Annotated in this window: 21 protein-coding genes and 1 pseudogene; 6 read left to right on the top strand and 16 right to left on the bottom strand. The window is 41.6% G+C overall.

Features of this window, described 5'->3' with window-relative positions:
• The first annotated feature begins 218 nt into the window (after positions 1–218).
• Positions 219–1001 carry a DUF4058 family protein gene (locus tag LC586_RS32485; RefSeq protein WP_229489575.1) on the top strand — a complete coding sequence of 261 codons (783 nt, stop codon included), beginning with the start codon at positions 219–221 and terminating at the stop codon, positions 999–1001.
• A 23-nt stretch (positions 1002–1024) separates the two neighbouring features.
• Here LC586_RS32485 and LC586_RS32480 read toward each other — a convergent pair whose 3' ends face one another.
• The 4 genes from LC586_RS32480 to LC586_RS32465 all read right to left on the bottom strand — a co-directional run bounded on the left by LC586_RS32480 (position 1025) and on the right by LC586_RS32465 (position 4247).
• Positions 1025–1543: a hypothetical protein gene (locus LC586_RS32480; protein ID WP_229489574.1), complete on the bottom strand. Its 519-nt coding sequence runs from the start codon at positions 1541–1543 to the stop codon at positions 1025–1027.
• On the bottom strand, positions 1540–1983 hold the full coding sequence (locus LC586_RS32475) for a DUF6932 family protein (RefSeq protein WP_229489573.1): 444 nt from the start codon (positions 1981–1983) through the stop codon (positions 1540–1542). Before LC586_RS32475 ends, LC586_RS32480 begins: the two co-directional genes overlap by 4 nt.
• 264 nt (positions 1984–2247) lie before the next feature.
• Positions 2248–3741, bottom strand: a complete 1494-nt coding sequence (locus LC586_RS32470) for a relaxase/mobilization nuclease domain-containing protein (protein WP_229489571.1) — start codon at positions 3739–3741, stop codon at positions 2248–2250.
• Positions 3738–4247: a plasmid mobilization protein gene (locus tag LC586_RS32465; protein ID WP_229489569.1), complete on the bottom strand. Its 510-nt coding sequence runs from the start codon at positions 4245–4247 to the stop codon at positions 3738–3740. The genes LC586_RS32470 and LC586_RS32465 overlap by 4 nt, the downstream gene beginning before the upstream one ends.
• A gap of 671 nt (positions 4248–4918) precedes the next feature.
• Here LC586_RS32465 and LC586_RS32460 point away from each other — a divergent pair.
• On the top strand, positions 4919–5149 hold the full coding sequence (locus tag LC586_RS32460; RefSeq protein ID WP_229489567.1) for a hypothetical protein: 231 nt from the start codon (positions 4919–4921) through the stop codon (positions 5147–5149).
• Positions 5150–5480: 331 nt separating this feature from the next.
• On the opposite strand, the gene LC586_RS32455 is transcribed toward LC586_RS32460, so the two are convergent.
• From LC586_RS32455 to LC586_RS32440, 4 genes are all read right to left on the bottom strand, one after another.
• Positions 5481–8150 carry a pPIWI_RE module domain-containing protein gene (locus tag LC586_RS32455; protein WP_229489566.1) on the bottom strand — a complete coding sequence of 890 codons (2670 nt, stop codon included), beginning with the start codon at positions 8148–8150 and terminating at the stop codon, positions 5481–5483.
• A complete protein-coding gene (locus LC586_RS32450; protein ID WP_229489564.1) occupies positions 8140–9345 on the bottom strand; it encodes a hypothetical protein in 1206 nt (401 codons plus the stop codon). The genes LC586_RS32455 and LC586_RS32450 overlap by 11 nt, the downstream gene beginning before the upstream one ends.
• Before the next feature lie 211 nt (positions 9346–9556).
• Positions 9557–10672, bottom strand: a complete 1116-nt coding sequence (locus LC586_RS32445; RefSeq protein WP_229489563.1) for a pPIWI_RE_Z domain-containing protein — start codon at positions 10670–10672, stop codon at positions 9557–9559.
• Complete coding sequence (locus LC586_RS32440) at positions 10669–11970, bottom strand: restriction endonuclease-related protein (RefSeq protein WP_229489562.1); 1302 nt, start codon at positions 11968–11970, stop codon at positions 10669–10671. The genes LC586_RS32445 and LC586_RS32440 overlap by 4 nt, the downstream gene beginning before the upstream one ends.
• A 459-nt stretch (positions 11971–12429) precedes the next feature.
• On the opposite strand from LC586_RS32440, the gene LC586_RS32435 reads away from it, so the two are divergent.
• Both LC586_RS32435 and LC586_RS32430 read left to right on the top strand, forming a co-directional pair.
• Positions 12430–12660, top strand: a complete 231-nt coding sequence (locus LC586_RS32435) for a hypothetical protein (RefSeq protein WP_229489561.1) — start codon at positions 12430–12432, stop codon at positions 12658–12660.
• Positions 12661–12711: 51 nt separating this feature from the next.
• On the top strand, positions 12712–13284 hold the full coding sequence (locus LC586_RS32430; RefSeq protein ID WP_229489560.1) for a hypothetical protein: 573 nt from the start codon (positions 12712–12714) through the stop codon (positions 13282–13284).
• A 51-nt stretch (positions 13285–13335) separates the two neighbouring features.
• On the opposite strand, the gene LC586_RS32425 is transcribed toward LC586_RS32430, so the two are convergent.
• The 7 genes and pseudogenes from LC586_RS32425 to LC586_RS32395 form a co-directional block, all read right to left on the bottom strand.
• Positions 13336–14382 carry a ParB/RepB/Spo0J family partition protein gene (locus LC586_RS32425; protein WP_229489559.1) on the bottom strand — a complete coding sequence of 349 codons (1047 nt, stop codon included), beginning with the start codon at positions 14380–14382 and terminating at the stop codon, positions 13336–13338.
• 34 nt (positions 14383–14416) lie between these two features.
• A complete protein-coding gene (locus LC586_RS32420; RefSeq protein ID WP_229489558.1) occupies positions 14417–15196 on the bottom strand; it encodes a ParA family protein in 780 nt (259 codons plus the stop codon).
• 333 nt (positions 15197–15529) lie between these two features.
• Complete coding sequence (locus tag LC586_RS32415) at positions 15530–16627, bottom strand: RAMP superfamily CRISPR-associated protein (RefSeq protein ID WP_229489557.1); 1098 nt, start codon at positions 16625–16627, stop codon at positions 15530–15532.
• A gap of 75 nt (positions 16628–16702) precedes the next feature.
• Positions 16703–18181: a TIGR03986 family type III CRISPR-associated RAMP protein gene (locus LC586_RS32410; RefSeq protein WP_229489556.1), complete on the bottom strand. Its 1479-nt coding sequence runs from the start codon at positions 18179–18181 to the stop codon at positions 16703–16705.
• Positions 18171–18779: a type III-D CRISPR-associated protein Csx19 gene (csx19, locus tag LC586_RS32405; RefSeq protein ID WP_229489554.1), complete on the bottom strand. Its 609-nt coding sequence runs from the start codon at positions 18777–18779 to the stop codon at positions 18171–18173. The genes LC586_RS32410 and csx19 overlap by 11 nt, the downstream gene beginning before the upstream one ends.
• Positions 18776–19579, bottom strand: coding sequence for an RAMP superfamily CRISPR-associated protein (locus LC586_RS32400; RefSeq protein ID WP_369010546.1), 804 nt, complete (start codon positions 19577–19579; stop codon positions 18776–18778). The genes csx19 and LC586_RS32400 overlap by 4 nt, the downstream gene beginning before the upstream one ends.
• Before the next feature lie 117 nt (positions 19580–19696).
• Positions 19697–20073, bottom strand: a pseudogene (locus LC586_RS32395) (nSTAND1 domain-containing NTPase); the annotation flags it as partial.
• Between the two features lie 480 nt (positions 20074–20553).
• Here LC586_RS32395 and LC586_RS32390 point away from each other — a divergent pair.
• Entirely contained in the window at positions 20554–23271 is a 2718-nt protein-coding gene (locus LC586_RS32390; protein ID WP_229489551.1) for a TnsB C-terminal domain-containing protein, read from the top strand.
• Complete coding sequence (locus LC586_RS32385; RefSeq protein WP_229489550.1) at positions 23271–24737, top strand: ATP-binding protein; 1467 nt, start codon at positions 23271–23273, stop codon at positions 24735–24737. Before LC586_RS32390 ends, LC586_RS32385 begins: the two co-directional genes overlap by 1 nt.
• Before the next feature lie 86 nt (positions 24738–24823).
• Here the strand turns inward: LC586_RS32385 and LC586_RS32380 are convergent, their stop codons facing one another.
• Complete coding sequence (locus tag LC586_RS32380) at positions 24824–25018, bottom strand: hypothetical protein (RefSeq protein WP_438822953.1); 195 nt, start codon at positions 25016–25018, stop codon at positions 24824–24826.
• Positions 25019–25298: the final 280 nt, after the last annotated feature.

Below are 25298 nucleotides of genomic sequence, written 5' to 3'. Positions count from 1 at the left end.
CTGCTAGAACCTACGAAGAGTTAGATCAAGCCATCACAAGTGCCTTAGATGCAGTGAGTAAAAAAGACATTATTGGATGGTTCACTCACTGTTGTTACTATATTGCACCCAACTGAGAACCGCTATAGATTGCGAAGTACATTAACGATACCTTGCAAAGCAGGGAAATTTCCAACACCAAGTTCTAGAATAAAGGTGCAGTCAAGCGAGCTTGTAAAATGCCTTCCCCGTTCCCCGGTATGGACCCATATCTTGAAGGCTACCTGTGGAGTGACGTACACAATGCCCTTGCTAGTAAAATTCGTACCTTCCTCGTCCCACAGCTGCGTCCCAAATATGCCGCACGGCTGGAAGTATATGTTGTGGAAGATATTTCCCCTTCAAGTGAAATTGGCATTTTGTACCCAGATGTCGAGGTATTGCAGATAAGACAACGCCGCGACGTAACTCCGACTACCCCCACATCGAATATTGCCACAACCCCAGCACCACTAACGCTTCCAGTTATCCAACCAGTCGAAGTCCGCATCCCCACAGTCGAAATTCGGGATACAGCCAACAATGTACTAGTAAGCTGTATCGAAATTCTCTCCCCCGTAAACAAACGCGAACCAGGTATTACAGACTACCGTAAGAAACGCCAGCGTTTATATAATGCCAACGTCCATCTCATTGAAATTGACTTGCTGCGTCGGGGAAATCGGCCATTTAACCACCCCCGCCTTCCAGATGTTCCCTACTTAATTACCTTAACGCGGGCTGGGTCTGGAGTAATCGACGTGTGGCCTGTGACCTTACAAGATACTCTCCCGACGATACCCGTTCCCCTCCGCGAAGGCGAAAGAGATGCTGTACTGGAGTTGCAAGCCGTGCTGAATGCTATCTATGACGAAGCTGGGTATGATTTATCGATAGACTACACCCAACTTCCACCTCCACCAGTATTGAGTGATACGGATACTGAGTGGATGTATAAACGGTTAGGTAAATCTTCTTTGTAGCAGGTGTGGGGTTGCTTCAATATTTAAGAAGCAACTTGTAATTCAGCATTAATACTTGCTGCTTGCCGTATTCCCTCTAAACGTTTGAGGTAAAATTCATCCATTTTGGCAATAAATTTACCATCAATAATTTCAACACCCAAGGCATCAGAAACTGCTAAAAAATCCAAGAATGTTGCATTTTGATAGTCTTTATCTTCAAATAATTTAATTTGTTCTTCCGTGTGTCCGCATAACGCTGCCAGTTCTTTTGGCGTGATTTTAAAAGCAATTCTGGCTTTAATTAATAAGTCGGATATTTTATTCATGCACTCCACTTGTAGAGTGATAGGTTCGTTGGGATTATGGGCGGCTAACATTTCATACTCAACAATTTCATCCACAAGTTTCTGCCGCAACGCATCGTTAGAATCTTGAATTAACTGCCAGCCATCCGGGTCTTTTAATCGCTTTTCTTCATTCGCCCTTAATTTCCGGTTGGCTTCAGCAAACTTTTCTGCCCATTCCTTGGAATATGCCAGTTGTTTATCATCTTTAATCATGGCTCCCACTCCAATAAGTTAATAGCTACAATACCCTTACGATTTTGTTGTCTATCGCGCTGAAAAAACTCTATTGATATTGTAGACTCATCCACGGGTTGGTCGGATGGATAAATTTCCCCTTTATACTTAGCTTTCTGTGCTGCACTGTCATAATATTTTAATATTAGTGGTGCATTTTGTCTGAGGTAATCTATATTTACATCGTCTCTGTCCCAGCAACAATCAAAATCTCCTGGGTCTATTTTATTTGTCACAAAACTGCCATTGATATAAATTGTACGGCATTCTGCTGCTTTTAGTTGTTTCATTAACTCTTCTAAACCTGAAATCATTTTGGCTCTTTTAGGTGTGTACCCAAACCTCTCTTTAAACTCCTGCCAATCGCCAAAATGTACCCCTGGTGGTAGATTACCGTTTTCATCAAACTCAGGAATCATTCTTAATAAATAGCACCAATTTAACTGATTTTAAAAGCATACCACTGAAGCAAATAAATAATACACAATTCACAGATTATAGCGGATTTATATTGTGATTTTTGACTCTATTTGTTGAATTAAAAAATTAGCATTCAGGATTGTTTAAATATATAGTCCAGTTCTAGAAAACTCCTATTTGATTTGGGAAAAATCAAGGTGACTGTAAGCTTGCCATACAAAGGTTTCTTTCTCAGAATACTTAGCAAGATTCAAGTAGGATTCCTATATCTCTGGTAAAGAGATTTCCTGATGTTTATTTTTCAATTGTTGAATTACAGGTATGAGTTTTTGTAACTGTATTATGTCTTCATCACCCAGTTGTGGTGGTTCTATGGGTTGCCATTCCTCTGAGTTATAGAAAGTTTTCATCACCTGAATACCATCACTGTTACGTATCAGGGTTAGTTGGTTATTTTCAATTGTCGCCGAGTATCTATTACCTTTAAATGCTGTACTATTAAGTACTAAGAGATATTCCGCAACGATGGGGGCAATTTCTCGCATCCGAGCAATTTGTTCTGCAATATCGGGCTGTTGCTCAGTTGGTTTATCCTGTGATAGTGCGGATGGTTCTGCTGCAACGCCAAGAAGAATTTTGTTATCGTCCGTAACAGTTATAAGTGCTGGTACTTCATTAAATTCTTGGTTTTGCGTCGTTTCAACTGTTGTAGGGAATGAGGGAGGCGACACTACCACAGTTTGTTTTTTAGCGAATGGTTCATTTGCTATTGTGGGAACTTTTTCCAGTGCTGGCTCCAAGTTTGCTGTCGAATTATCTGGTGTACTTAATACTTCGATAGTTGCTGTTTTTTCTGATGCTCCATCCGATGAAGAATCTTGTTTAAAATTCCACTCAATCCAACTTTCCAGATAATTAATCCGCTTATCGTCAATTGTTCGCCCGCGTTTGTAACTTTCAATTAGCGACTCAGTTGGATATCGATATTCTTCTTGATAGCTAACTTTTAAATGTTCTCGGATGCCAACATGAGTATATAATTTCCCCAAATCCCCACCTTTAAACGGCTGTCCATCCAAGCAGTAGCTTATCCCTTTGAGCTTACCAGTACGGGTAAACTTGCAATCAACTTGGATATTTTCTTTTAACAATCGGGCCACAAATACTGGCATTGCAGGATTATCTATTGCGGCTTGTTCAATCTGCTTTTGCAACCGTTCAACTATATTTTGGGTTCCAGATTCTTCTGCTTGTTGTACGTGTTTAGGGTAAGCCTTTTTCTTATCGACTTCCCAACTGGACGGTTGAATAATTAAATCGTAATTTTTTTCTATTTGACGCAAGATTTTTTCTGTACGGTAATAATCTAAATAATCGTCGTTGCACTCGCCATCGTAGGATACCCGGTTAATTACCATATGTGCGTGGGGTCGCACTTGCCCGTCATATTCCGCATCGTTATGCTGCACCAAAATAAATTGGTTGTTCGACAGTTTCAACCCCTCTCGTAAATCTTCCGCTATTTGGCATAATTCCCAATCATCCAGGCTTCTATCACCGGGGGCCGGACTAAACGATAGGTGCAGTACGGGTTTTTGAACTCTGGGGTTTTTATTGGCAAAGGAGCGAAACTCCCAAGCAAGTTGGGCGGGTGTTTCTCCTGCCATATTAGTATTGATAAGCCGCGCTGAAGTTTTGCCGAGGACGTAGGCTACACAACCGTAAAAGCCATTTCCCTTGGTGATGTTGCCAATCACTTCTTCTCCAGAGGGAAAGCAACTACTTGGTCGGGTTGTTCCGGTTGTCCAGGGTGGTTAGCCACAGGTGCAGATTGTTCTGAGGAGGATGGTAGTTCAGGGTTTTCCGGCATTCCCAGTAATATCTGCTTTATTTCTAGCAGTAATGGTTTGAGGGCTTCAATTTCAGGGCGAGGGTCAACTGCGATCGCTTCTCCCATTTTCACAGCGCGGTTGATGGCATAGGCAATTTGGTTGATGTTATTGCCAATTCGACCCAGTTCTACGTATGTCGCTTCGTTGATGGCGGGTACTGGGGGAGTGATATAGATACGATCGCGCTCAACACAGTAGCGGATAAATTTGGAGAGATTTTTCCCCATACCAGCAGCTTCGGCTTTGGCTTCCCAATCTTCTTTTTCTGATTCGGTTAGTCTGAGGCTGACTAGTGTTGTGCGTTTTGGTTTGGGTTTTGACTTGCGTCCAGCTTGAAAAACTTTTTTGGCTGTAGTGGTCTTACTATTCATCTATATAAATGAGGTTTTTCAAAGAAGTCTTTGAATCTACGGTAAATTGATAAACTTATCAGCAATTAATAATCATCACGCTTAATATTGATAAGCAGCCCCACTGCTAGAAGCCAGAGGCATCGATTGTGAGGCGGTTCGGTGATAAAATCAACTGTTTTTTTATCGAGTTTTGGGGGTTTCCAAAGGGGGTGAAACCCACTTTGGCGAGCTTGGCGGCGGGAAAAACTAGGATTTATATGAAGAAATGTAATACGCTGCCATTGCTCGCTACCCAAAATGCGACTACGGTATACAAGTATAGCAAACACGGGAAGTCTTGTACAGTGGGGGTTTGAGCGCGAGGGCTGGAATTAGAGGCAGGTGTTCGCTTCCTCCCATTCTTCCCCTACTTTCCCCCAATCATCACCAAAAATATGGACAATTCTTTTGCTGTAGAAAATAATAATTTTTATTTGTAGAGATAATTGTCCACTTTTAAGGGTAATAGGTGGGAATTTTACCCCATTTACTCCCTACTTACTCCCCTTTTTTGTCCCTCCGAGTAAGATAGTAATAATAGTCACTTATTTATACTGACAAAAGTTTTTAGATGAAATCCACGCTCTGTTGTAGAACTTCGCATACGTAGAAATCAGAATTCAGATGCTGGCAAGTTAATTAAATTTTTAATGGATTATGAAGCGAACCAAGCGGTTAATCCTGCTGGGGATAATGCGACTAAGCTTGCACTGAAAACGCTGCGGCTGTTTTTTATGCCCTATGTTTTGGAGGCTCTTGGCGATGGCAACGAGAACACCGCAGGCATCGCTCTTTCTTCGAGGGAATGCGCGATTTGGTGTATCCAACAATTGCAGAATCATATTTGGCGGATGGTACGACATTTTGAGCTGGATAAGTAGGCGATGGCGTTCCGCCCACTGTAAGTGATGCTCCCAAAGGGCGATGGCAACGAGAACACCGCAGGCATCGCAGTTGGGGAATCCACTTAAGCGAGGTACTGCCCCTCAATAATCTGTGTGATCAGCACAGCGCCGTGGCGCAGTCGGCTTCAGGTGCAAGGTGGAAGCTAAGAGAATCGTAGACGCGATATGTGAAACGGCAAGGGCAGACGACTGCGATCGCTGTATTGATCAATTTTGATAATATTTAGCAACAAAGAATAGTATGCCACCTGTTTCAGTGTTGCTAAATTTATGATGATGCTGTAGGCTTAACAAAGATATTTCACGACTATGGCTCGCGAATAGCTTGGATTGGTCGATAGGCACCAAGTCCAACCGCACGGTGGAGTACTTCGGGAAAAATTGTAGCGTCAAGATACTGAATCATCCCATAAAGTCGCTGACACTGAATAAACGTTGCCCAATCACTAAAGCAATCTCCTTCTTGAAGTGTCAAGCTTAGAATAACGCCACGGGGATTATAGCCTTGGGCTTGGGGTTTTGGTTTTTTAGGTTTCCCTGTCTTGTCGTTTTTAGTTATTGCTAGTGGCAATTTACTTTCTTGGAGAATGCCACCGCTACGAGATTCAGGACGCTGGTTGCTTAAATAATAGTAACCACACTCAGAACCTTTTGATGAAGGGTAAAAGACACCTGCGGTATGTCCTTCAAGGTTCCCATCTTCATCACAAGCACGATAAATGGGAACTTCTGTTGTATTAGGTGCAATGATATTAGCTATACGTATGTGGGGATATTTTGAAGTGGAGATAAAAGTAATATCTTCATTTTTGGGATTTTCCGAAGTATCAAAAGCAAGGAGGTGCTTGCGCCATAATTTTTTCTGAAGAAATAGCAAACCATGAGAGCGCAGGTTATCAGCATCAAAGCAGTAAATTGTTGGTTGTTTCGTTTCTTGGAATAAGTTGTTGAACACCCAGTTTTGAACTTTCTTCTTATTAAATTCGATGCTTTCAAATGCTCCTGATGCCATTTTTATTTGAAAGAGGTAAAAATCTAGCCACTCATCACATCCGTAAGCCTTAGCAGTAACGCCGCTTTTGTCCATACGCACTGCTACAGGAAGGTACTTGGTTATTTCGCCTGTGTAAAAAGGGATTTTGTAGACACCAACGCTAGCAACATCTGTAGGGAACTGTTCTACCTCAATAGTTGGATAAATATATGCACCAGCCATCGACAATCCGCTTTTTAGGGCTGATTCCATACGATGAGCAAAATTACTTTTTGGAGACTTCTTTTTAACGGATTTACCTTGTTCTTTAGCAGCAGCTTGGGCTGCTTCTACTTTGGTAATTTCATCATTAAATTCTGCTTCTGTCAGTAAATCACCTTTGTCATTTTCATCTTTAGGCTCAAAGTGGTCGGTAACGCTACCAAGCATTGCTAATGCAGGGCGAAAGCAAGGTTTTGGGTCTTTTCTTGCATCTTTCCAAAAATGCTTCTTGGGTAGGATTTCAATTAAAGTCAAGGTTTTCCGATTTGGAGGTGATGAAGGAAGTAATTTTTGGAATTCTCTGATTCTATTAGCACAGTCAGTCCTCCAATTTTTTCCAGACATTTCTGCACCTAAAGCACCAAGGCTATGTATAGTAACATCTTCAATTCCGTATTTTTTGGCGAGTGCAAGGATTAATTCTTCAGCTTCTTTACTCTGCGATAACAATACTAATCTAAGATTAGGTGGGATATAAAATGGTGGAGATGTGTTTACGCTAGCAAAATGCTGCTTGATAAATTCTTTGACCTTATTGTACTCACCACGTGGTTTTTTCAGCAATTTATCATTATCGCAACGTAAATAAGGTTCTATAGAGCAAAACTCTTCACCTAATACATTTTGTATACGCTCTAAACAGGCTTGATGAAATATTGCATTATCTTTTGGAAAGAGTCCATCTTCTGCATTGTGCGAGCGTGATATTGTGTTACCGTAAACTACACCCCAAGCCAAATCGTTATTTTTATAGGGTGTTTGAACTATATCTTGAGCGTTGAATTTATCTTTGAAATTAAGGGCTTTTAGCAAATATACAAGATTACCTTCAAAATCTATACCCCTTTCTTTACCCATGTATTTTAACTTGCAGGGGGCAAATCTTGTAGAGTTTGTAGGACTGATATAAACAGTCTTACCTGAACTTAGATAGCCTAACTCCCAACTAACCCAACGTCTAATACCGTAATCGCAAGTAAGGTAGGGTTCTCCATTTAAATTGTAATGGAATGCAAATCTCAGAAAGAAAGAGTAATAGTGTGTTTGTTTTTCTTTATCTTCACTATCTTTCTTCTTTTTGTCTTGAGTAATAATCGTTGGTGGCCAACTGATAATTTCTTGAACATTAGACTTTTCTACTACACACTCACGAAATTGTATGTTTTCAAAAATTTTATTACTATCGGGAACACTTAAAGATAGTGGTTTTGCTACTATTGCACTAGCAATCAAATAAGGTATGAGACTATAGTACAAAGGTTCAATTTTTAATTCTCCATTCTCAATATTCCATACAGTTTCAGAGAGTTTAACCTGCTGAAATTTAAAGTCATGTGCTGAAAGCGAATTAATTTTTTGGATATCATCCGGGGTTAATAAATGTTCTAAGTCCTTAAAGGAGACGTTTAACCAGTTTTTTACAACATTAACAATATATTCTGTGGATATATTGTTAGATTGACAATAAAACCAATGATTATCAGTTGTCAGCCTAAATGCGTTTGGGGAAGGAAATAAAATTTCATCATCAATTGAAATTGTTAGTGCTTGGTTAAGACATTCTATAGGTGGTAAAACATAATTTTTGTCATGCTTGTATTTCTGTAATCTGGAAAATAAATCTTTCCAATTCTTCGGAACAGCCAACGCATACAAATCGAATGGAAGTGATATCTTAGCCGGTATTTGAAGTGCAAATAATTGTATAGAGTTATATGCCATCTATTTTCTCCAATGCACGGTAAAAAGGTTCGTAAAGCGATCGCACTAGCGCGATGTCGATTTGGTCATAGCCTGTTCTGGTTTTAGCAAAGTACGGTTGTAGAACGTACTTAAATCCTTTAAGTAAGGAATCTTTTTCAGTTTCAGCTTTTTTCTGGGCAAGGTTAGGGGCCCATGCTGTATCAATAAAACGAACTAAAGTCGGCTGATTACCACGAATTGTCCGGGCGATCGCCTGCCAGGTAAGCACCATCAAACTCCAAATCAGTCCTTCGCGTACTTCTTTGGATAGTCCCTTGTGGGAATATTGCAAGATGGTGTCAAGACTTTTGAGAAAGATGCCATAGCCTTCGCTACGCCAAGAGTCGCAAACATCAATAAAGTTTCCTTCCCTCTCTTCTGCTATCGCTTTTCTTTCTCTCCACAATGCCAGTCGAAATTTATAATCGAGGTCATCAGGTGCGGGATGCGGACGAACTAAAAAGTATGCTCCACCAAATGCACTTAGTCCTTCCTTGTTTAACATATTCTTACCCCGCCCAATTGCTGCTATTGGGGCAATCAAAATTGCTCGATTAGTATCAGCAAAATTTTCAACGTTACTGCGAGAAATCAAAGATTCATCAATTTCCTCCAGTGGCGATCGCGAAGTCAAAGCTGCTACCCGGTCTTTCCAATACGAGCTAGTATCAATGCTTTGGATGGCATTATAAACAAAATCCACTTGCTCGTAACTATTGACATACCAAATTAAACGCTTTCTACCTTCAGGTAGTGTGTCAAAATCACGTTGCAAGATATCAGTTTGACGAAGTAGCGATCGCACTACCTGCAATAAGGCTTCTTCCTTATTTGTTGCCCCAGAAACCCGCACAGGGCTGCCATCTGGATAGTAACAAGGAGAAAAGTGGAAACTACTTTCAGAAATTGCTTCGATAGCCTTCCTAACCCTTGGACGTAGCAAGTAATCGACTTGGCGTTCCAGATGGTAAATGGGACTTTGCCCAGCCCAACTTGTACCACTTAGTAACAAAGCGTGCGCTCCTTGAGTACCTTCATCAGCAAAGACATGGGAAAAATTCTCCAACAGCCAACGGCCTTGCCCCAGTGCTTGGAAGTACCAAAGTGTTAATTGATTCTCTTGCCGTTCCAGCTTGAACCCGCAAACCAAACCAGATGCTAGTCCCGGTATCAACCCGTAAAAGTCCCGTGGAATGCGGTTGAAGAAAACGATTTCTTCGGCTCCATCTACTTGCTGCTCGTACTATTATTACTGTCGTCCGAGTCTTTTACTTCTCTTAAATCAAAGCAAGGAGGAGAAGGAGGATTTGAGGGTTGAAAGTATTGGCTTAAGGGACCTGACTTTTCACGGGAAGTCTTCAAGCCTCGAAAAAACGTGACTTTTTCTACAGCCTAATTGTCAATAGCTTTAAGTTAATGAAAATAGCTAACGGAAAAATCAGGGTTTGGAAAACCCTCAAAATGGCCTTTTCCACATGCCGTGAAAAGTCAGTTAAGGGACAAGCTGTAGATAAATGCGTGAAGCCGTCTATCCCACCATCTACACTATGCCAGTTCTCAAGATGAACTTTTCGATTCCTTTGACCAATTACTACTGATACTCGTAAGCCGACTTTTTTAAGTAGACTGGCCATTCTTAGGCACGTCACAACTTCGTTAAAGACAATGCCAACTCGGTGTCCTCTTTTTGCTACTGCTACAGTCAGAATTTCAATTAGTGTCGATTTACCTGCATTTAGCAGCCCAACTAAGTTTTTTACCCCGTCGAACACTATAGTGTCGAGTTCGACAAACCCCATTCCTTGAAAATGCTCAAGGATGATATCTGATAAACGCCCTTTATGGTTTTGACCGCAGTGTTCATCTAGAAGATTTGCTGCCGATTCCATTTCTTCTCGTGTGACAGAGATTGCTTTATTATTCTCGCGGTGTACTGATAGAACCCTGCCTTGGCATAAGGGCAAATTCTTTGGGATTCTGACGCTATAAGTGTTTTCTCCAGACCGAAAGCGATATTCTTTACCTGGTTCTGCATATTTAACAGTACGCTGGCGATACTTCAATTTGTTACCAAGCAATTCCTCAAAACGCTCAAAACGGTTGCCCCAAATAGAAGGCATGGATTTCCGAGTGAACCGATAAGTCTTATCATCAACATCGTAGGCTCGATATTTCGAGGGAATTTGGTTGTATAACTTTAGCAATTGTTCTGTGACATCTTGGTTTGTTAAATACGGAACCAACTGTCTGAGATTAAATAGTGTTCTCTTTGCCTCTACTGTTTCCACCAACAAAGCCAAGCGCGGAAACAGATAAAACCGATTGGATATCAGTAGCCATACAGAAATTGCTGTTTCAAGTTCTGATTGAACACCTAACTTTTCGATAGCAAACAGGCATAGTTCCAAATCGAGCAACGCTTCAATCTGGTCTTTATGTAAGCTTGTTTGTTTTTGTAGGGATTGTGTAACTTTGTAGCGCCAAGACCTCGTTTCTCTCATGTCTTTCTCCCCTTGTTTTTAGTGGGACTTTTATCGCGCTTCGCATTTTTCTCCTTAAGAGTTTTACTTGTAGCAGGACGTTTATTGCCCTCTGCGCTCGTATTGATTTGCTTACTTTCGGTGGGACTTGTATCACTCTCCACCCCAGCCTTGCTCCGTTTACTGTTAGTGGAAGGATGTGTATCATTCTCCATGTCAGCCTCGCTTTGGGCTAACTCCACTCCGCACACACCCGCTTTTTTCTTGGCTAGGGCAAAAACGGCATCATCGAAGATGGGTTTAACATTCTCCCACCGCCATCGTGATTTCAATTCTTTAAGATAAGCAGGACGGTCTTTCTTTCGCTCCGCAGGGATGACAATATATGCAACATTCCAAGATGGTTCACTGGGTATTGGTTCATCACCTAAATTCCTAACTAATAGATAGGGATTAGAGTAATCCTTCAAATCGAGCGCCCATACTTCACCATCAGAAAACTTAATTCTCAAGTCATAACGATCGCACTCTGGATAAAGTTCAACCTCCAGCCCCAAATCTACTAACTTCTGAAAGAGTTGAATTTCCGCACGTCCGGGGTAAAACCAAAAGCGTTCGATGCCACGCTTGAGTTTTAAGCAGTCACTTGGTAGTTTTACTTTGCGCTTGAGTCTGCGTCCGGGTGGACAACGGTTACAGCTAGAGTTTGCAATCACTTGCCTTTGCGGATTTACTCCGGCCAGCCCATGACAGTACGGGCAGGCATAGAAGTTTCCCTCCAACTCGTAGCAGCTTGGAACAGGTTCGTAGCACTCATCTAACAGATCAGACAGCCCAACACCCAGTCCAAAATCCCCTTTTGCTTTTACGAACTCCTGGTTTGACAAAACAGGATGCTCAATAATAAACCTCCGGAATTTGGTGTAAATTTGTACCCCTTGTGGGTGTGACTGACAGTGTTGCAGTAATTCTGTTGCAATTTTCGTTTGTTCTTGGCTCAGTACACTCCCACCAAAGGCTTCTGCTAATTCAATCGTTAATTCCGTAGGTTCTCCCAAAAAAAGCAAAGAGTCGCTTGAGTCTATTTCGTCGTCAATTTCCACTCCCCATTCTTCAAAAGGCTGTTCGCAAAGTTCGTAAAACTTCGGAATACTATCTGGTACATCAAGAGCTTTACCGCCCACTAGAAATGCCAAAACTACCCTGTCGTAACCCAGTTGCAAGTCTTGAGGGTAAGGATAAAGCCTCCCTTGACGCGCTTGAACCTTAATTAGACCAGCAGAAATTTGCTCAAGTGTGGGTATATCGAGTCTGACCACCAGTTACTATCATAAAAAATCTAATTTTTATAATAGTAACTTTAAAATTACGGGTTGCGTATATGAAAATATAAAATTTTTTAAATATTCTCCAGTCTATGTAGTTCAGACTGTTACTTGAGGCGGCAAGACTGTAACCATTAATAAGCTGTAAAAAATTAAGAATGCACGTTGAGACTGTGGGGGAAGGGAACTCTTGAAGCTCTTAAGAGCATTCGCCAGAAGGTTTCACGCTTTTTCCAAGGTCAAGGCTGAGCGAAGCCGTTCGACGAAGTCGTTCCCGCAGGGTAGGGTCAAAAATGTCCTTTCTTAGATGCGCTGTGATTCTTAGGACGCAACCCAAAGTACACGCGAACTGAACTTGTAAAAGACTGTTACGCCGCTTATACCTCTGTTTATTGGTACATACGTATTAAAAGAGATGGTAAATTAATTAAGGTGCGATTGAGGTAGCAGGCGATGACCGACTTAGACAAAGCTAAGTACGCGGCTGAAATGTTCGCCAGTTATGAGTTTCAGGGGATTACTGTATGGATGGTTGAAGAAACTCGGACAAATTATATGGTGTTTGGGCACACTGAATCGCCTGTAGACCTGGATCTGCTAGGTAGAACAAGCAAGCAGAAATATTTTGTGAATGTTGTGGGAGGTATAGGTAAGCGGTATACGGCGTTCAAGTTGCTTATTTGATGGCGCGATCGTTAGAGAGGGGAGATTAAACTCAGGTAACTGCTGTTTATTATGGAATATTACGGGTGCTGGATGTTGCTCGATTGCTATTGGAATAAATTACCATGCAATAGCTACGAAACTTTGTTTGGTTATGGTTGTGATGCCATGAAAATTACAGATTTACCTGCATCAGTGCTTGAGGAACTTTGCCAAAGCGAATATTGGCGAATCGATATCGACCCCGGATTTGATGCCAAACACGAGTTCTTTATCCGTTGGGAGTACTTACTGCCTAATCCGCGTACAGATGATTATACCGAAGGCGAACTTGCAGAATTTATTAACTTTGATGGGTATGACTTACTCCTGCCAATTGGACGTGTCCACCATTCCCACCTCCATCTGCTGCGGTTGAATGCAAGCTTAGATAAAAACTCGCTGACGTTATTTTTATTTGATACCTACCACAGTACTTGGTTCTCTGATATAAGTGATGCCCGCTACGGGTTTCTCGCCGTTGCTGACCGCTATCAGAATCATGACTGTGACTTCTATGTTGCCTCCTACTATCATTTTTCCTACCTAGTTGGGCGTGACTACGAACTGGCACAACAAATCATGCAGCAACGGTTAGGTACTTAATCGAACTTTGTCATACATATGACAAGACTACAAGTTATGGGAGTCGGAAATTTAAGTTTTTGTAATGGCTTGTTCTTCATCCAAGAGTACTTTAATTTGATTAAGCAATTTCTCCAACGCTTTCTTTTTCTTTGGGTTATCCCAGACTTTGGATGAACCGAGTTGTTTGCTTAATTCCTTGTACTGGGTTTTAAGTGATGGGGTAGTGTCTGCTTTCTCCTGAGCGAAGATATCTCGTATCAAGAGTTGGATTTCTGTAAGTGATAAATTCTCTTTGATTGCTGCTTGCAGTAAAGGAGCGCGTTTTACATCCTCCTTCACTTTAGCGATCGCACGCGCTTTGGTGTACTCAATTGACCCCTTTTGCAGTGCCTCTTTAATATCTTCAGGGAGATTGAGTAATGGCAGGCGATTAGTACGGAAGGATTCAGCAGAAAGCCTACCAAGAGAGGCAAATATACCTTCTACTACAACATTTTCTTCATGGCGGATAACGTTATCCGCTTTTTTATCATCTGAAGGATGGATAACATCATCAAGGGTAAAGATTTCCTTCTTTTCTTTTTGGCGGATAACGTTATCCGCTTGTTTGCGATTAGCCTTGGACATGCGATTGAGCAGGCTGATTACCTCATCCTGGGTTAAATTGAGGCGCAGTGCCAGTAACTCCAAAATTCCGATTGTTTCTTCATACGCATTCAAATCTTCACGCTGGAGGTTTTCAATTAATTGCACCTGCTTAACCGTGTCGTCGTCCATTTCCTTGATGACAACAGGCACTTCCTCCAACCCAGCCATAATAGCTGCTTTGAAACGACGTTCGCCCGCAATGAGTTCGTAACTTCCATCTGGTTGAGAGCGCACGATTAATGGTTCGAGGATGCCTAGTTCTTTAATAGATAGCGAAAGTTCTTCCAACTTTTTGGGGTCGAAATAACGCCTGGGTTGGGTGGGCGGTAATTTAATTTCCTGGATGGTAATCGTGTTGGTTGATTTGTTAGATGGCGTTGTGGGTTCATCTTCGCTACCGCCAAACATTAAATCTATTGGGTTGGCGTGTTTGAGTTTTGCAGTGTACGCTGCGTCTTTTTTACTCACAGAACCTCCTAGTAAGTGTGGCAGACCTGTGGGTTTAGCCCGACGACTCCACTTTTAATTTGTCTAACTCTTTGGCAATCTTGTTTAGGATTTTGACTGCGGCGTGTTTTTTATCATACATTCCCAACGGCATTCTGCGCTCGGAGGCATCCGCAAAGGCTATAGATTTGGGGATAGGAGGATATATCGTACCAATTTGGGAAAGTTGTTCTTCCACAGCTTTGAGAGTGCGGGTTTCTTGTGCGGTGCGGCTATCGAGCATTGTGGGAATAAACCCAGCAATTTGTAGTCCTTTGTTGAGCTTTTTTTTAACCCTGGCGACAGTATCAAGTAGTAGGTCTGTACCCAGGAAAGATTTAAATTGACACTGAATAGGTACGAGAATATGAGTAGCAGCAGTTAGGCTGAGGATACTTAAAATGCCAAGCGACGGGGGACAATCAATGAGGATAAAATCGTAATCATCGCGGATGGGGGCAAGGGCTTCATGGAGGCGATATTCGCGTGCGGTGGCAGCTGGTAGGAGGAGTTCGGCGGCACTTAAATTGATATTGGTGGGTGCCAGTGCCATACCCTGGATTTTTTCAGGGTAGACAAATAATGGTTCTTCATCAATTATCGCGTTATAGACAGTTTTTTCTAGTTCTTCAGGGTCTACACCCAAGAAGTTGGTTAAAGATGCCTGTGGGTCCATGTCCACGAGTAGAACGCGGTGCTTGTTGGCTGCGAGATGGTAGCCCAGATTGTGGGTCAAAGTTGTTTTGGCAACGCCCCCTGACTGGTTGAATAACGTAATGATGCGGGTTTTACTCACGATAGTTGGTTGAGAATTTCTTTGTTATTTGGGGATAAGTCAGATTTGGCGGATAACGTTATCCGCAGAGCGAGAGGATGCAATGAAATCCCATATACAGGTGATTGTAGCGACGAGGGGGGAGCAATACAAAATTTTCTGGCATCTTAACTTGGAATTGGTGAGGCATCAAATACAGCATCACAACTAAATCGCAGTTTCGGTTTTAGCTGATCCTGTAGCTGCGCGGAGGAGAATGTTTGGCAGTAAAGGATGCGAGTGATGGTTTCTCGTTGAAATTTGCGTGAGGAAAAATCAGTTAGATAACAAAAATCCTCATTAATGTGAGATTAATCAACATAATTTGACATTTTTAATCTCACCATTATCTCTTAAAGCAGTGATTTTGACTTTAACCATTTGTCCTTCCTGTAAATACTTAGCTTTTTTGTGTTCATCTGTAGTTCGCCTAATATCAACTAACATTTTATAAGTAACTTTAATCCCAATGATTTTGATAACCTCGGCATCTAAAATTTGACCAATTTGAAATTCTTGAGATGGTTTAAATTTAGTAATTTCATTTTGGCGGGATGACTTTAAATTATCTAAATTTAGGGTTTGATGTCTTCGATTGTCTGACATATCCATTACTTGAAATGGAGTTGGCAGTATCAGACGGCATTTATACTCATTAACTGTTTTATCATCTTCCTTAACAGGCTGACAGATGTAGTCATTTGTTGTTATGTCTCGTTCTATTTCCATGTATCGTGTTCTACTTACAGGTGGAAAAATATCCCATCTCAGCATAGTTAGTAACATTTTGATACGCGGTACATCCTTTAGCTTCAATTTTTCATAATCTTGTTTGTCTGGATAATCTTGGGGAAAGTCAGCTTCACTAATGCGCGTAGTTACATATTCCTCAAACTTCTGAATACATTCTTTATGCTCATCATAAGTAGCAGGGCGATCGCCACTTAACCAGTTATTATCATCAAATAGCTGTGTGTATCGCTGCTTAGGTTCATTACGATATCGTTCATTAAGGGAAAGTTCATATTTTTCAATCATTACTGCACCCATACCTAATGGCTTTCCCATACCAAGGGAAAGCCGATATTTTTCTTTGCTATCAAGGCCAAGTAATTTGACTTTCTCTACATCTTCGACTGATAGGGTTAACACCCATAAAAGCGCACCTAGTTCTACATCACTGAGATTATCAAAATAAATGGTGAACTCAAAAGAAACTCCTGATTGAATTGGCTTAATTTCCGTGTACTGGGATTGTTTATCTTTAATTTCAGCTTCAGTTGCTTTGGTTTTAATTCTGTCTATGCCTACATTTCCCTTATGCCAATATAGTTTATCTGACTTTTCACGGCATGTGGAAAAGGCCATTTTGAGGGTTTTCCAAACCCTGATTTTTCCGTTAGCTATTTTCATTAACTTAAAGCTATTGACAATTAGGCTGTAGAAAAAGTCACGTTTTTTCGAGGCTTGAAGACTTCCCGTGAAAAGTCAGTATAGTTTATGTCCCCGAATTACTGTGTCTTGATTGGGTTGACTAGCATAGTGCTTCAGGCTTTTCTTTTCGTGGCTTTTTTGGACTAAGTAGTGCTGAAATGTTGTTGGTTTAGGAGTAGCCAGAATTTGTGGTGTAATGGTGTCATCAGTCAGCCAGATACCATTTTCTTCACTTTTATATTGAGCATCACTGAAAAATATACGTCCAGCACGAGATTTTTCCTGTTTTTCTTTTTTATTTTTATCAGAACCTTGTTCTTTGTTCTCGTTTTTACGCCTAACAAAGCCAAAAATGGCATCAGCTAGATCAATTTTTTTAGATTCACATACTTCTTCAGGGATAAAATCAACTGCTGATGCGGCTTTACCATCATTTTTAGGAGAATAAGGAATACGAAAGTTAGGACTTTGACCAAATAAAGTTACTGTTGACTGTCGATTTTGTGGTTCACAATAAAAAACAGGTCTAGGTTCTTCATTGTCTAAATATTTAAAAAAACCCATACTTTCATTGAAAGTATTTTTATAATTCTGCTTAAAGGGCTTTCCTTTTTGAAAGTCTGTCAATGCGTTACGGTAATCTCTTATTGCATCTTCACTAATTGGAATTGAAACAGCTGAATTATCAGATTGCAAAACTATATAGTGGAACTTACGTCCTTCCTTACGGCGAAGTAGGCGTTTACGTTCCGCTTCCGTTGTTTTGCTGTTATCTAGCATGTTACCGCTAGTAACAAGCCAGCCTTTGTGTTCATAAATATCACAATTTTCACTAATCTTTAGAGATTCTCCTACTCCCTCATAGCTAATTTTGAGATACTGAGGTAGGTAATTAGCTTTTTCCATAGTGATTAGAGAAGGAAGATAAACTTTTATATCTTCTTGTTTCACTCGAATAAATGATTTACCCAAGTGGTTTTTAATAGCTGGGCGGATGAACCATTTACCATCTCTTTTTTCTAGATACCCTGCGCTGACATTTCCAGCTAACTTACCAACAGCATTTGTATATCTTTCTGCTAGGGGATCGTCACTATCAGCAGCAACCGCACGGAAGAAAAATTTTGAAGCATCTGATACTCTTTCAATCTTGCCAAAGCTAACAATTTCAACCAGAGTTCTCACCATTCCGCGCAAACTGCTACCAGGCAAAATGGGATACTGTTTTGAATGATGCTGAAAAAATTCAGCCTTTTTCTGGCGTTGTTCTGGCGTTAATTCTTCGTTCGACTTTTCTCCAAAATCTGCAAAATCAGTCGGTGTTAAACCACAACGAATATATAAAGGTGATTCAGTTTTTAAGGTACATACAATTTTGCCAGTGTGGCGGTCAGAATAGTAGCGATTGTTATCGCGTAACTTACCATTAAGTTCAAGTTTTGCTTCAACTACTTTTTCTGGTAGTTCTATGAAGTTGTATGGAGCGACTGCTTTCCGTTCATCAGGCACTTTTTTTAGATGTTTAGGATTCATAAATTTTTTCTTTTGTGAGAGATACAAGACGACTGAGAAAAATACGAGCTACTCCATCTTGGTCATAATAAAAATAGTGATGTACTTCTAGTCGAAGTGGACGATACTGTTTCTGTTTATCCTGGCTAAAAGTAATCCCTGTGATGGGAGCAGCATATTTAAGCCCCTGAGAACCATCTGAAAGTAAGGTAAAGTTACCGTTTGCTTTTCCTTGAGTACCCCAGAGAATTTGTGATTCTGGTATTAAACCTATTTTTTCTTGTTCAAGTAATTCTGATACTTGGCTTTGTAAAATTAGCCGCGATCGCCATTTTCCATTAATATTCCATAGTAAGACTTCACCAGCTTCTCCAAATATCCGGCATTGTTGTAATGTTGACAGACGTAATGTAGGAAAATCATACTCAGGAAAAGCTTGCTTAGAAGTTTCTAAGATGCCGCTTTCTACTTCAAAATGTCCCCAGACAACTCCATCCTCTGCATGAGCTAACACGTACCGTAACTGATAATCTGTAGTAATTGCTTGTTGCTTTAACCAATCCTCAAGTGATAGTTCAATTGTTTCTGTTGAAACTTCCTGACACAAATCTTGATTCATGGTGCTTGCTCCAAAAACTTTTTAAAAAACTCTTCCATTTCATCTTTATCTTGTTTGCTGATTAGTAATTTCCGATTCTCCTCAGAGATTACCCACTTGTGTTGTTGCCAAACTATAGTTGCTTCAACTCCCTGCAAACGTCCTCTCCCAATACTGCTAGTACCACCTATTGGTAAATCACCCGTCCATAAATCTTTAAGTAGCAGCAGAAGTAACCCAATTTCATATCCCTTTGGTTGACGTAGTTCCAGTTCTAGTTTTATATGCGCTGTGTTACTACTTGTATTGCTACTTTTTTTTAATTTACCTTTAACTTTATTAATTTTTTGACTATCCTCTTTTTTAGAGATACTAAAAACAGGTTGTTCCTGAAACAATGCTCCGTTATATGCTCCGCCTGTAAAACGGTCAATAGCAATTCGGCTTTGTACAATGTCAACTGTATTTTCTATCAAGCTTTCATGAATAACTAAACGACTAGCCTTTGCTTGTTTACTTTCTTCTTTAACAAAGCCAAATAGGTCATACACAATTTGTAAATTCTTATCTAAAGTATTCACTATTCTCTCGGCTCTATGCCACAGCACTCCTGCTAAACTTGTACCAGAAACAACTGGCTCAGGTTTGTCTTTTCTATAGGAGTGCAAATGTACCACATCGGGAGAACATTTGTTTTGAATTAAATCTTGACCAGAGCGAATGAGTAAGGGGCTGGCTAGTTGAAATTTGGCAGTGATGAAGAGGCGATCGCGCTTATCTGGCTTATCTACCTTTAGCTTCTGGAGGTGTGTATTACTCAATAGCTTGTCGCTTGGTAATTTAGTAGCATAAGGTTTACCCCAAGGTCTTTCAAATGTTAACCAAGCCAGGGTAAACTCAAGTAAAGGTAAACGTCCCGATTCATTACCCAAATCTCTGATTAAAGTATCTGTCAACCCCTCCTCAAATACCACCTTCATTTTTTGCGCTGGTTTTTCAACCGACCTACGCAACTCTTCCCGGTTCATGGGGCCAAGATTATAAATTCCCTGCTGCAAAGCATCGCTAAAAGGACGGTAAGATAAAGCATAGCCATAAAATCTGCCCGCAACGTTAGAACCAAGGTAAATCTACGAGCGTGGTTGATAGCGTAGATTAATGCATTTAAAAAAGGCTGGCGTTCCTCTGGCGGTGCGAGGGTATAGAGTTCTTCAAATTGGTCGGCGATGAGTACTAAATGTCTTTTGGTGATAATATCATTTATAAACTGGGCTAACTTTGTCTCATCATGCCGCAAGTCTACCTCTAAAACCATTTCGTCTAATCTGCGTTGTATATCTGTTGAATTTTCTCCTTGTTCTCCTTGTATTGGTGGGGAGCATCCCAGTTTTTGAAGTGGCTCAAACCGACAATAATCCATTGAGGTAGGCACAGCGATGGGTGTCTTTTGAATCATAATTTGGGAAAATTTTTGAACCATAAATCGAGAAAGAGTTAACGCAATTTCAGGCTTTATCACTAATCACAACATAATACTTTGAATCAAATCATGAGATAGAGTTAAAATTCTGAAGCATAATTAAAGAATGAGTTAAAAAAACACAAATAGACAAAACTTGGACAAAAAATCTCTGAAAAAATTATCCACTTATAAACTTTCAATTCAAAATATGGTTCAAAATTCCAAGATATGCTTCACTTAAAACCATGCCTCTGTAGTTTTGTATTGCGTCCTGAAAGCCTAAAACTACCTCCTGACAAAGAGAAACACTCTTTCCGTAGATGAAAAACTCTCATGACAGACGACGAATTTGATTATTGGTGTAAGCAACAGCAACTAACGGCGCAAACACTCTTACTAATCGCCGCAATTCGGGCTGCTCCACCCTCACGGAGAGTACAAGGACGCGCCAAGAACGTTAGTGGAGTTTATCCTAGTCGCAAAATGGGTCAGACCATTCAATTTGAGAGCCACACAGTAGAACTGTGGGCGATTTATCAAATGGAACACGACCCACAGGTGTTAGAGTTCTACGACCAACCACCGCCATTTAAAATTCAGTACCAAAACCAAAACGGACGAAAAATAGGTCATTACCATACCCCAGACTTCTTCGTACTGCGGACGACAGGTGCAGCTTGGGAAGAATGGAAAACCGAAATCGAATTAAAACGATTAGCCCAAAAATACCCTTCACGCTACCAAAAAACTGAAACTGGTCATTGGCATTGCCCACCAGGAGAAGCTTACGCCGAATCTTATGGACTCAAATACCATGTTCGCACCGATACCGAACTAAATCCCATATTCACCCAGAACCTAATGTTTTTAGAAGACTACTTTAGGTTCACCGCCAATGTCCCCCTTTCCATTACAGAACAAATACTGTCTTCAGTTCAAGCCAGTCCAGGAACAACCATAGCCGCCACACTTGCAACCATTCCCGGAGTGCGTGCTAACGATATTTACGCCATGATTGCCACAGAGCAACTCTACGTGGACTTGTATGCAGTTCCCCTAGTGGAACATTGGCGAGTTCAGCTATGGGCAGATGAGCAAACTCATACTGCTCATACACATTTAGCGATAGGGACAACTGGGGATTATCGAAAAATCACCTCACCCACAACACTCTTGCCTAACACCTTATTAGTCTGGGACTCACAACTTTGGACTTTAGCTAACTTGGGCGAGACTACAACCACACTGCTACCCGAAGTTGGGCAACCAATGCAATTGCCCACAGCATTTTTTCTGCAATTATTCGACAGTAGCACTATCAACATTCTCACCTCAGAAAAACAAACAACCATCAATGAGGGAGTGCGTGAATTGATGGATGCCGCCTCGCCTGCGGATCTACAAAGAGCCAATCGCAGATTTCATCTAGTACAAGCATATTTCCAGCATCACACAGACATAGGGAAGGACATACCTCAAAGCACCTTATCTCGATGGGTAAAACAGTTTCGGGAAGCGGAAGCCACTTTTGGTTGCGGTTATGTTGGGTTGCTCCCACGTACAAATAATAGAGGAAATCGCCTACCCAAAGCACCAACAGATGCCAGCGTTTTACTGGATAAATTTATTACAGAACACTTCGAGACACCAAGACAAGCTCCAGCCGCTTCCGTTTATCGGGCATATACAAGAGCCTGCGAAAGAGCCAACATCCCTCCACTGAGTCAGCGCACATTTTATACTCGGCTAAAAAAGCGACCAATCCATGAGCAGACTTTAAAACGTCAGGGAGCAAAAGCCGCATACCCAACCGAACCGATTGTTTTAGAACTAGCTAAAACTACACCCCGGCACGGAGACCGCCCCTTTGCTATCTGCCATCTTGACCACACCCAACTCGATATCGAATTACGCTCTAAAGTTTCTGGTCGGAACTTAGGACGACCTTGGCTGACATTACTGATTGATGCCTACTCCCGACGCATCTTAGCAGTTTATCTTACCTTTGACCCACCTTCTTACAGGTCTTGCATGATGGCACTACGGTTGTGTGTCCAGCGTTTTGGTCGTTTTCCCCAATCCGTAGTTGTAGATGGCGGCAAGGAATTTCATAGCGTTTACTTTGATACCTTATTAGCACGTTACCACTGCATTAAAAAAACAAGACCCGGTGCTAAACCTCGTTTTGGCTCAGTAGTTGAGCGATTATTCGGTACAACCAATACGGAATTTATCTTTAACTTACTGGGCAACACCCAAGCCAGTAAGCAGCCACGTCAATTAACCAAGGTTGTTGACCCCAAACAACTTGCCGTTTGGACATTAGCAGATTTATATACATACCTGTGTGAGTGGGCATACACCATTTATGACACGAGCGTACATGATTCCTTGGGTGAGACACCATTACAAGTTTATACCGACGCTATCGCTGCCACTGGGGAGAGGGAACACCGACGCATTGCATACAACGAAGACTTCCTCATGGCAACACGCCCTAGCACACCAAAAGGCAACGCTAAAGTCCAGTCAGGACAGGGAATTAAAGTCAATTATCTTTATTACTGGAACGATGCTTTCCGCAATCCGGTTGTCGAAAAGACCAAAGTCAGTGTGCGCTATGACCCTTTTGATATGGGTGTAGCTTATGCGTACCTGGAGGGAAGATGGGTCAAATGTATCTCCCAGTATTACAACACCTTTGCCGGACGCACGGAGAAAGAAGTGCTGTTAGCAGCCCAAGAAATCAGACAGCAAGATAAGCGTAATGCTGTGAGTACAAATATCTCTGCCAAACGCCTTGCTGACTTCATCGCGGCAGTGCAAGAGCATGAAACCTTACTCATGCAACGATTACGGGATTTGGAAGCAGTTGGGGTACTGGAAAATTTAACGCCCAATAAGGAAGGTGTACCCCAGTTCCCCACAGTCAGCATACCTGAGCCGGCTATGGAAGCACACAGTCAAGATGACGAACAATTGCCAGCACTGTCTCAAAACGTTGAACTGTTGGATCTCACACGACTGCCGATACTAGGGGAATACCGTTAATGGACAATTTTTTAACCGGGAAGGGAAGCGACCAAATGCACCTCAAACTTACCCAGTTTAAGGAGTATGCAGTTTTACATCCCCAGTTAGAACGAGTAGATATGTTGTTGATGCGTGCGATTCGAGAACCCGCCGGATTTGCTCATGTGTTGGTGTATGGGCCAAGCGGTGTGGGTAAAACAACGATGATTCGCCAGATTGCTAAACGGTTAAATGAGAATGTACCCGAACCGTTACCCGGTGTTTCCAATTCCTTGAGCTATCGTAACGGCACTCAGCCCCCGATGCCATTATTGCTGTTAGAAACACGACCATCTGACGGTGGGGTGTTTAATCGGGCAGATTATTACCGCACTGCACTAAAACTTTTGGGAGAACCATTCTATGAGCGGCGGATGCTGATAGATATTGATGCGGAGCAGACCTGGGAGAAAAAAGGACGCTCCCGGACTAAAACAGCACAGTTTAATGATTCGCCTGAACTGCGTCACGCATTAGAAGAGGTAATGACCAAACGTGGTGTACGAGCAGTGATTTTGGATGAAGCACAGCACTTAATGAAGATTGGGACTGGTGCAAGTGCTGGTAAGCTTTTAGACCAGTTGGATTGGATTAAGTCCATGACCAATGTTACGGGTGTGCTACACATTCTGATTGGGACTTATGAACTGCTCAATTTCCGTAATTTAAGTGGTCAAGCATCTCGGCGAGGACTGGATATCCATTTTCCACGTTATTTGTATCAAAATGAACAAGACCGTCAGGATTTTCAAGCTGCATTATTGGCACTCCTGATGCAAGTACCTCTGAATGTTGATGTCAAAGAGTTGATGCAGCATTGGCTTTACTTTTATGAGCGTTCCATTGGTTGTGTTGGGGTACTCAAGGACTGGCTCATCCGGGCTGTGGCGGCAGCATTGCATGATGGTCACGATCCTTTGAGTTTAGAACGACTGCATGAACATACGCTCACACTAGCCCAATGTGAACGCATGGCATTGGATACTACTGAGGGTGAACAAAAACTCTCTTACATGGAAAGTCGCCGTGAACATTTATGGCATTTGCTACAGATAGGCATGGGTTCGACCTCTGTACCAAAAGCGGCGGTGGATTTATCCAAGGGCGGGGCGACTGCGGCTGCATCGCCCTCTAAATCTGACAAACCCCCGTCTCCAGCAAAACGGACTCGTAAAAAGCCTGCACCTGAGAGCAATGATGAAACAGCTTCTGCGACACCAAGTGAAATTTCCATAGAGCTAGCACCTAAGAAAAAACAAACTCGTAAGAAGACAAAACAAGCTGATTCTTCCATTAGTGAAGCACCACTGGAAACAAATCTTACCTCCCCTCCCACGGATGCACAGAAGACAGATGAAACACTCCCTCAACAGCAAACGCCTAAAAAGTCTTCGGGGCGTGTCGGACAACGTAAACCCAAACGAGATACTGTCGGACAACAGTAAACATCAAAAAATTTAGTAGTAAACAGAGTTATAAAATCCTTCCCCCTACCGTGTAATACATGGGAAAGCCTGACGTAGATTTTTCACTACCTCACCCGTGTAATACTTGGTAAAAGGTTATTCTTTACTATCTCTTCCAAATAATCCGCTCGGCTACACCCGAAGCATTCAGCCGCTATATCCAATGCCTTCCACGTTTCATCGGTCAATCTCAAAGAGCGTACTTGACGGTAATCATCATCTTTGAGTGCAAACTTCCCCTGAATATCCCGTTTCCGCATAAAATTTTCCATGTAATACACTGTTAGTCTACCCCTATCCGTGTATTACATGGGAGATTATTCTACTTGAATTCTAATTTTTGAAGCATAAAATAGTTAACTCTTTTTGAAGCATATCTTGAGCTAAAAGTTTATTTTATGATTCAAATCACACTGAGGGTACACCGCAAGGAGGGGTAATCTCACCATTACTTGCAAACATAGCCCTCCACGGGATGGAAGAACGGGTTAAGCAATACGCCGAAACGTTACCTGGAAAAGAAGGAAAACGAGATAAGCG

Source organism: Nostoc favosum CHAB5714 (genome assembly GCF_020829495.1).
Classification (GTDB): Bacteria; Cyanobacteriota; Cyanobacteriia; order Cyanobacteriales; family Nostocaceae; genus Nostoc; species Nostoc favosum.
This window is presented reverse-complemented; position numbering and strand designations above follow the sequence as displayed.

Bases quoted from the DNA above. Each gene is read 5' to 3' on its own strand.
- LC586_RS32385 (WP_229489550.1), top strand. From the start codon at position 23,271: ATGGACAATTTTTTAACCGGGAAGGGAAGCGACCAAATGCACCTCAAA.
- LC586_RS32465 (WP_229489569.1), bottom strand. From the start codon at position 4,247: ATGAATAGTAAGACCACTACAGCCAAAAAAGTTTTTCAAGCTGGACGC.
- LC586_RS32485 (WP_229489575.1), top strand. From the start codon at position 219: ATGCCTTCCCCGTTCCCCGGTATGGACCCATATCTTGAAGGCTACCTG.
- LC586_RS32430 (WP_229489560.1), top strand. From the start codon at position 12,712: ATGGAATATTACGGGTGCTGGATGTTGCTCGATTGCTATTGGAATAAA.
- LC586_RS32475 (WP_229489573.1), bottom strand. From the start codon at position 1,983: ATGATTCCTGAGTTTGATGAAAACGGTAATCTACCACCAGGGGTACAT.
- LC586_RS32445 (WP_229489563.1), bottom strand. From the start codon at position 10,672: ATGAGAGAAACGAGGTCTTGGCGCTACAAAGTTACACAATCCCTACAA.
- LC586_RS32410 (WP_229489556.1), bottom strand. From the start codon at position 18,181: ATGAATCCTAAACATCTAAAAAAAGTGCCTGATGAACGGAAAGCAGTC.
- LC586_RS32435 (WP_229489561.1), top strand. From the start codon at position 12,430: ATGACCGACTTAGACAAAGCTAAGTACGCGGCTGAAATGTTCGCCAGT.
- LC586_RS32455 (WP_229489566.1), bottom strand. From the start codon at position 8,150: ATGGCATATAACTCTATACAATTATTTGCACTTCAAATACCGGCTAAG.
- LC586_RS32380 (WP_438822953.1), bottom strand. From the start codon at position 25,018: ATGCGGAAACGGGATATTCAGGGGAAGTTTGCACTCAAAGATGATGAT.
- LC586_RS32480 (WP_229489574.1), bottom strand. From the start codon at position 1,543: ATGATTAAAGATGATAAACAACTGGCATATTCCAAGGAATGGGCAGAA.
- LC586_RS32415 (WP_229489557.1), bottom strand. From the start codon at position 16,627: ATGAAAATAGCTAACGGAAAAATCAGGGTTTGGAAAACCCTCAAAATG.
- LC586_RS32460 (WP_229489567.1), top strand. From the start codon at position 4,919: ATGGATTATGAAGCGAACCAAGCGGTTAATCCTGCTGGGGATAATGCG.
- csx19 (WP_229489554.1), bottom strand. From the start codon at position 18,779: ATGAATCAAGATTTGTGTCAGGAAGTTTCAACAGAAACAATTGAACTA.
- LC586_RS32390 (WP_229489551.1), top strand. From the start codon at position 20,554: ATGACAGACGACGAATTTGATTATTGGTGTAAGCAACAGCAACTAACG.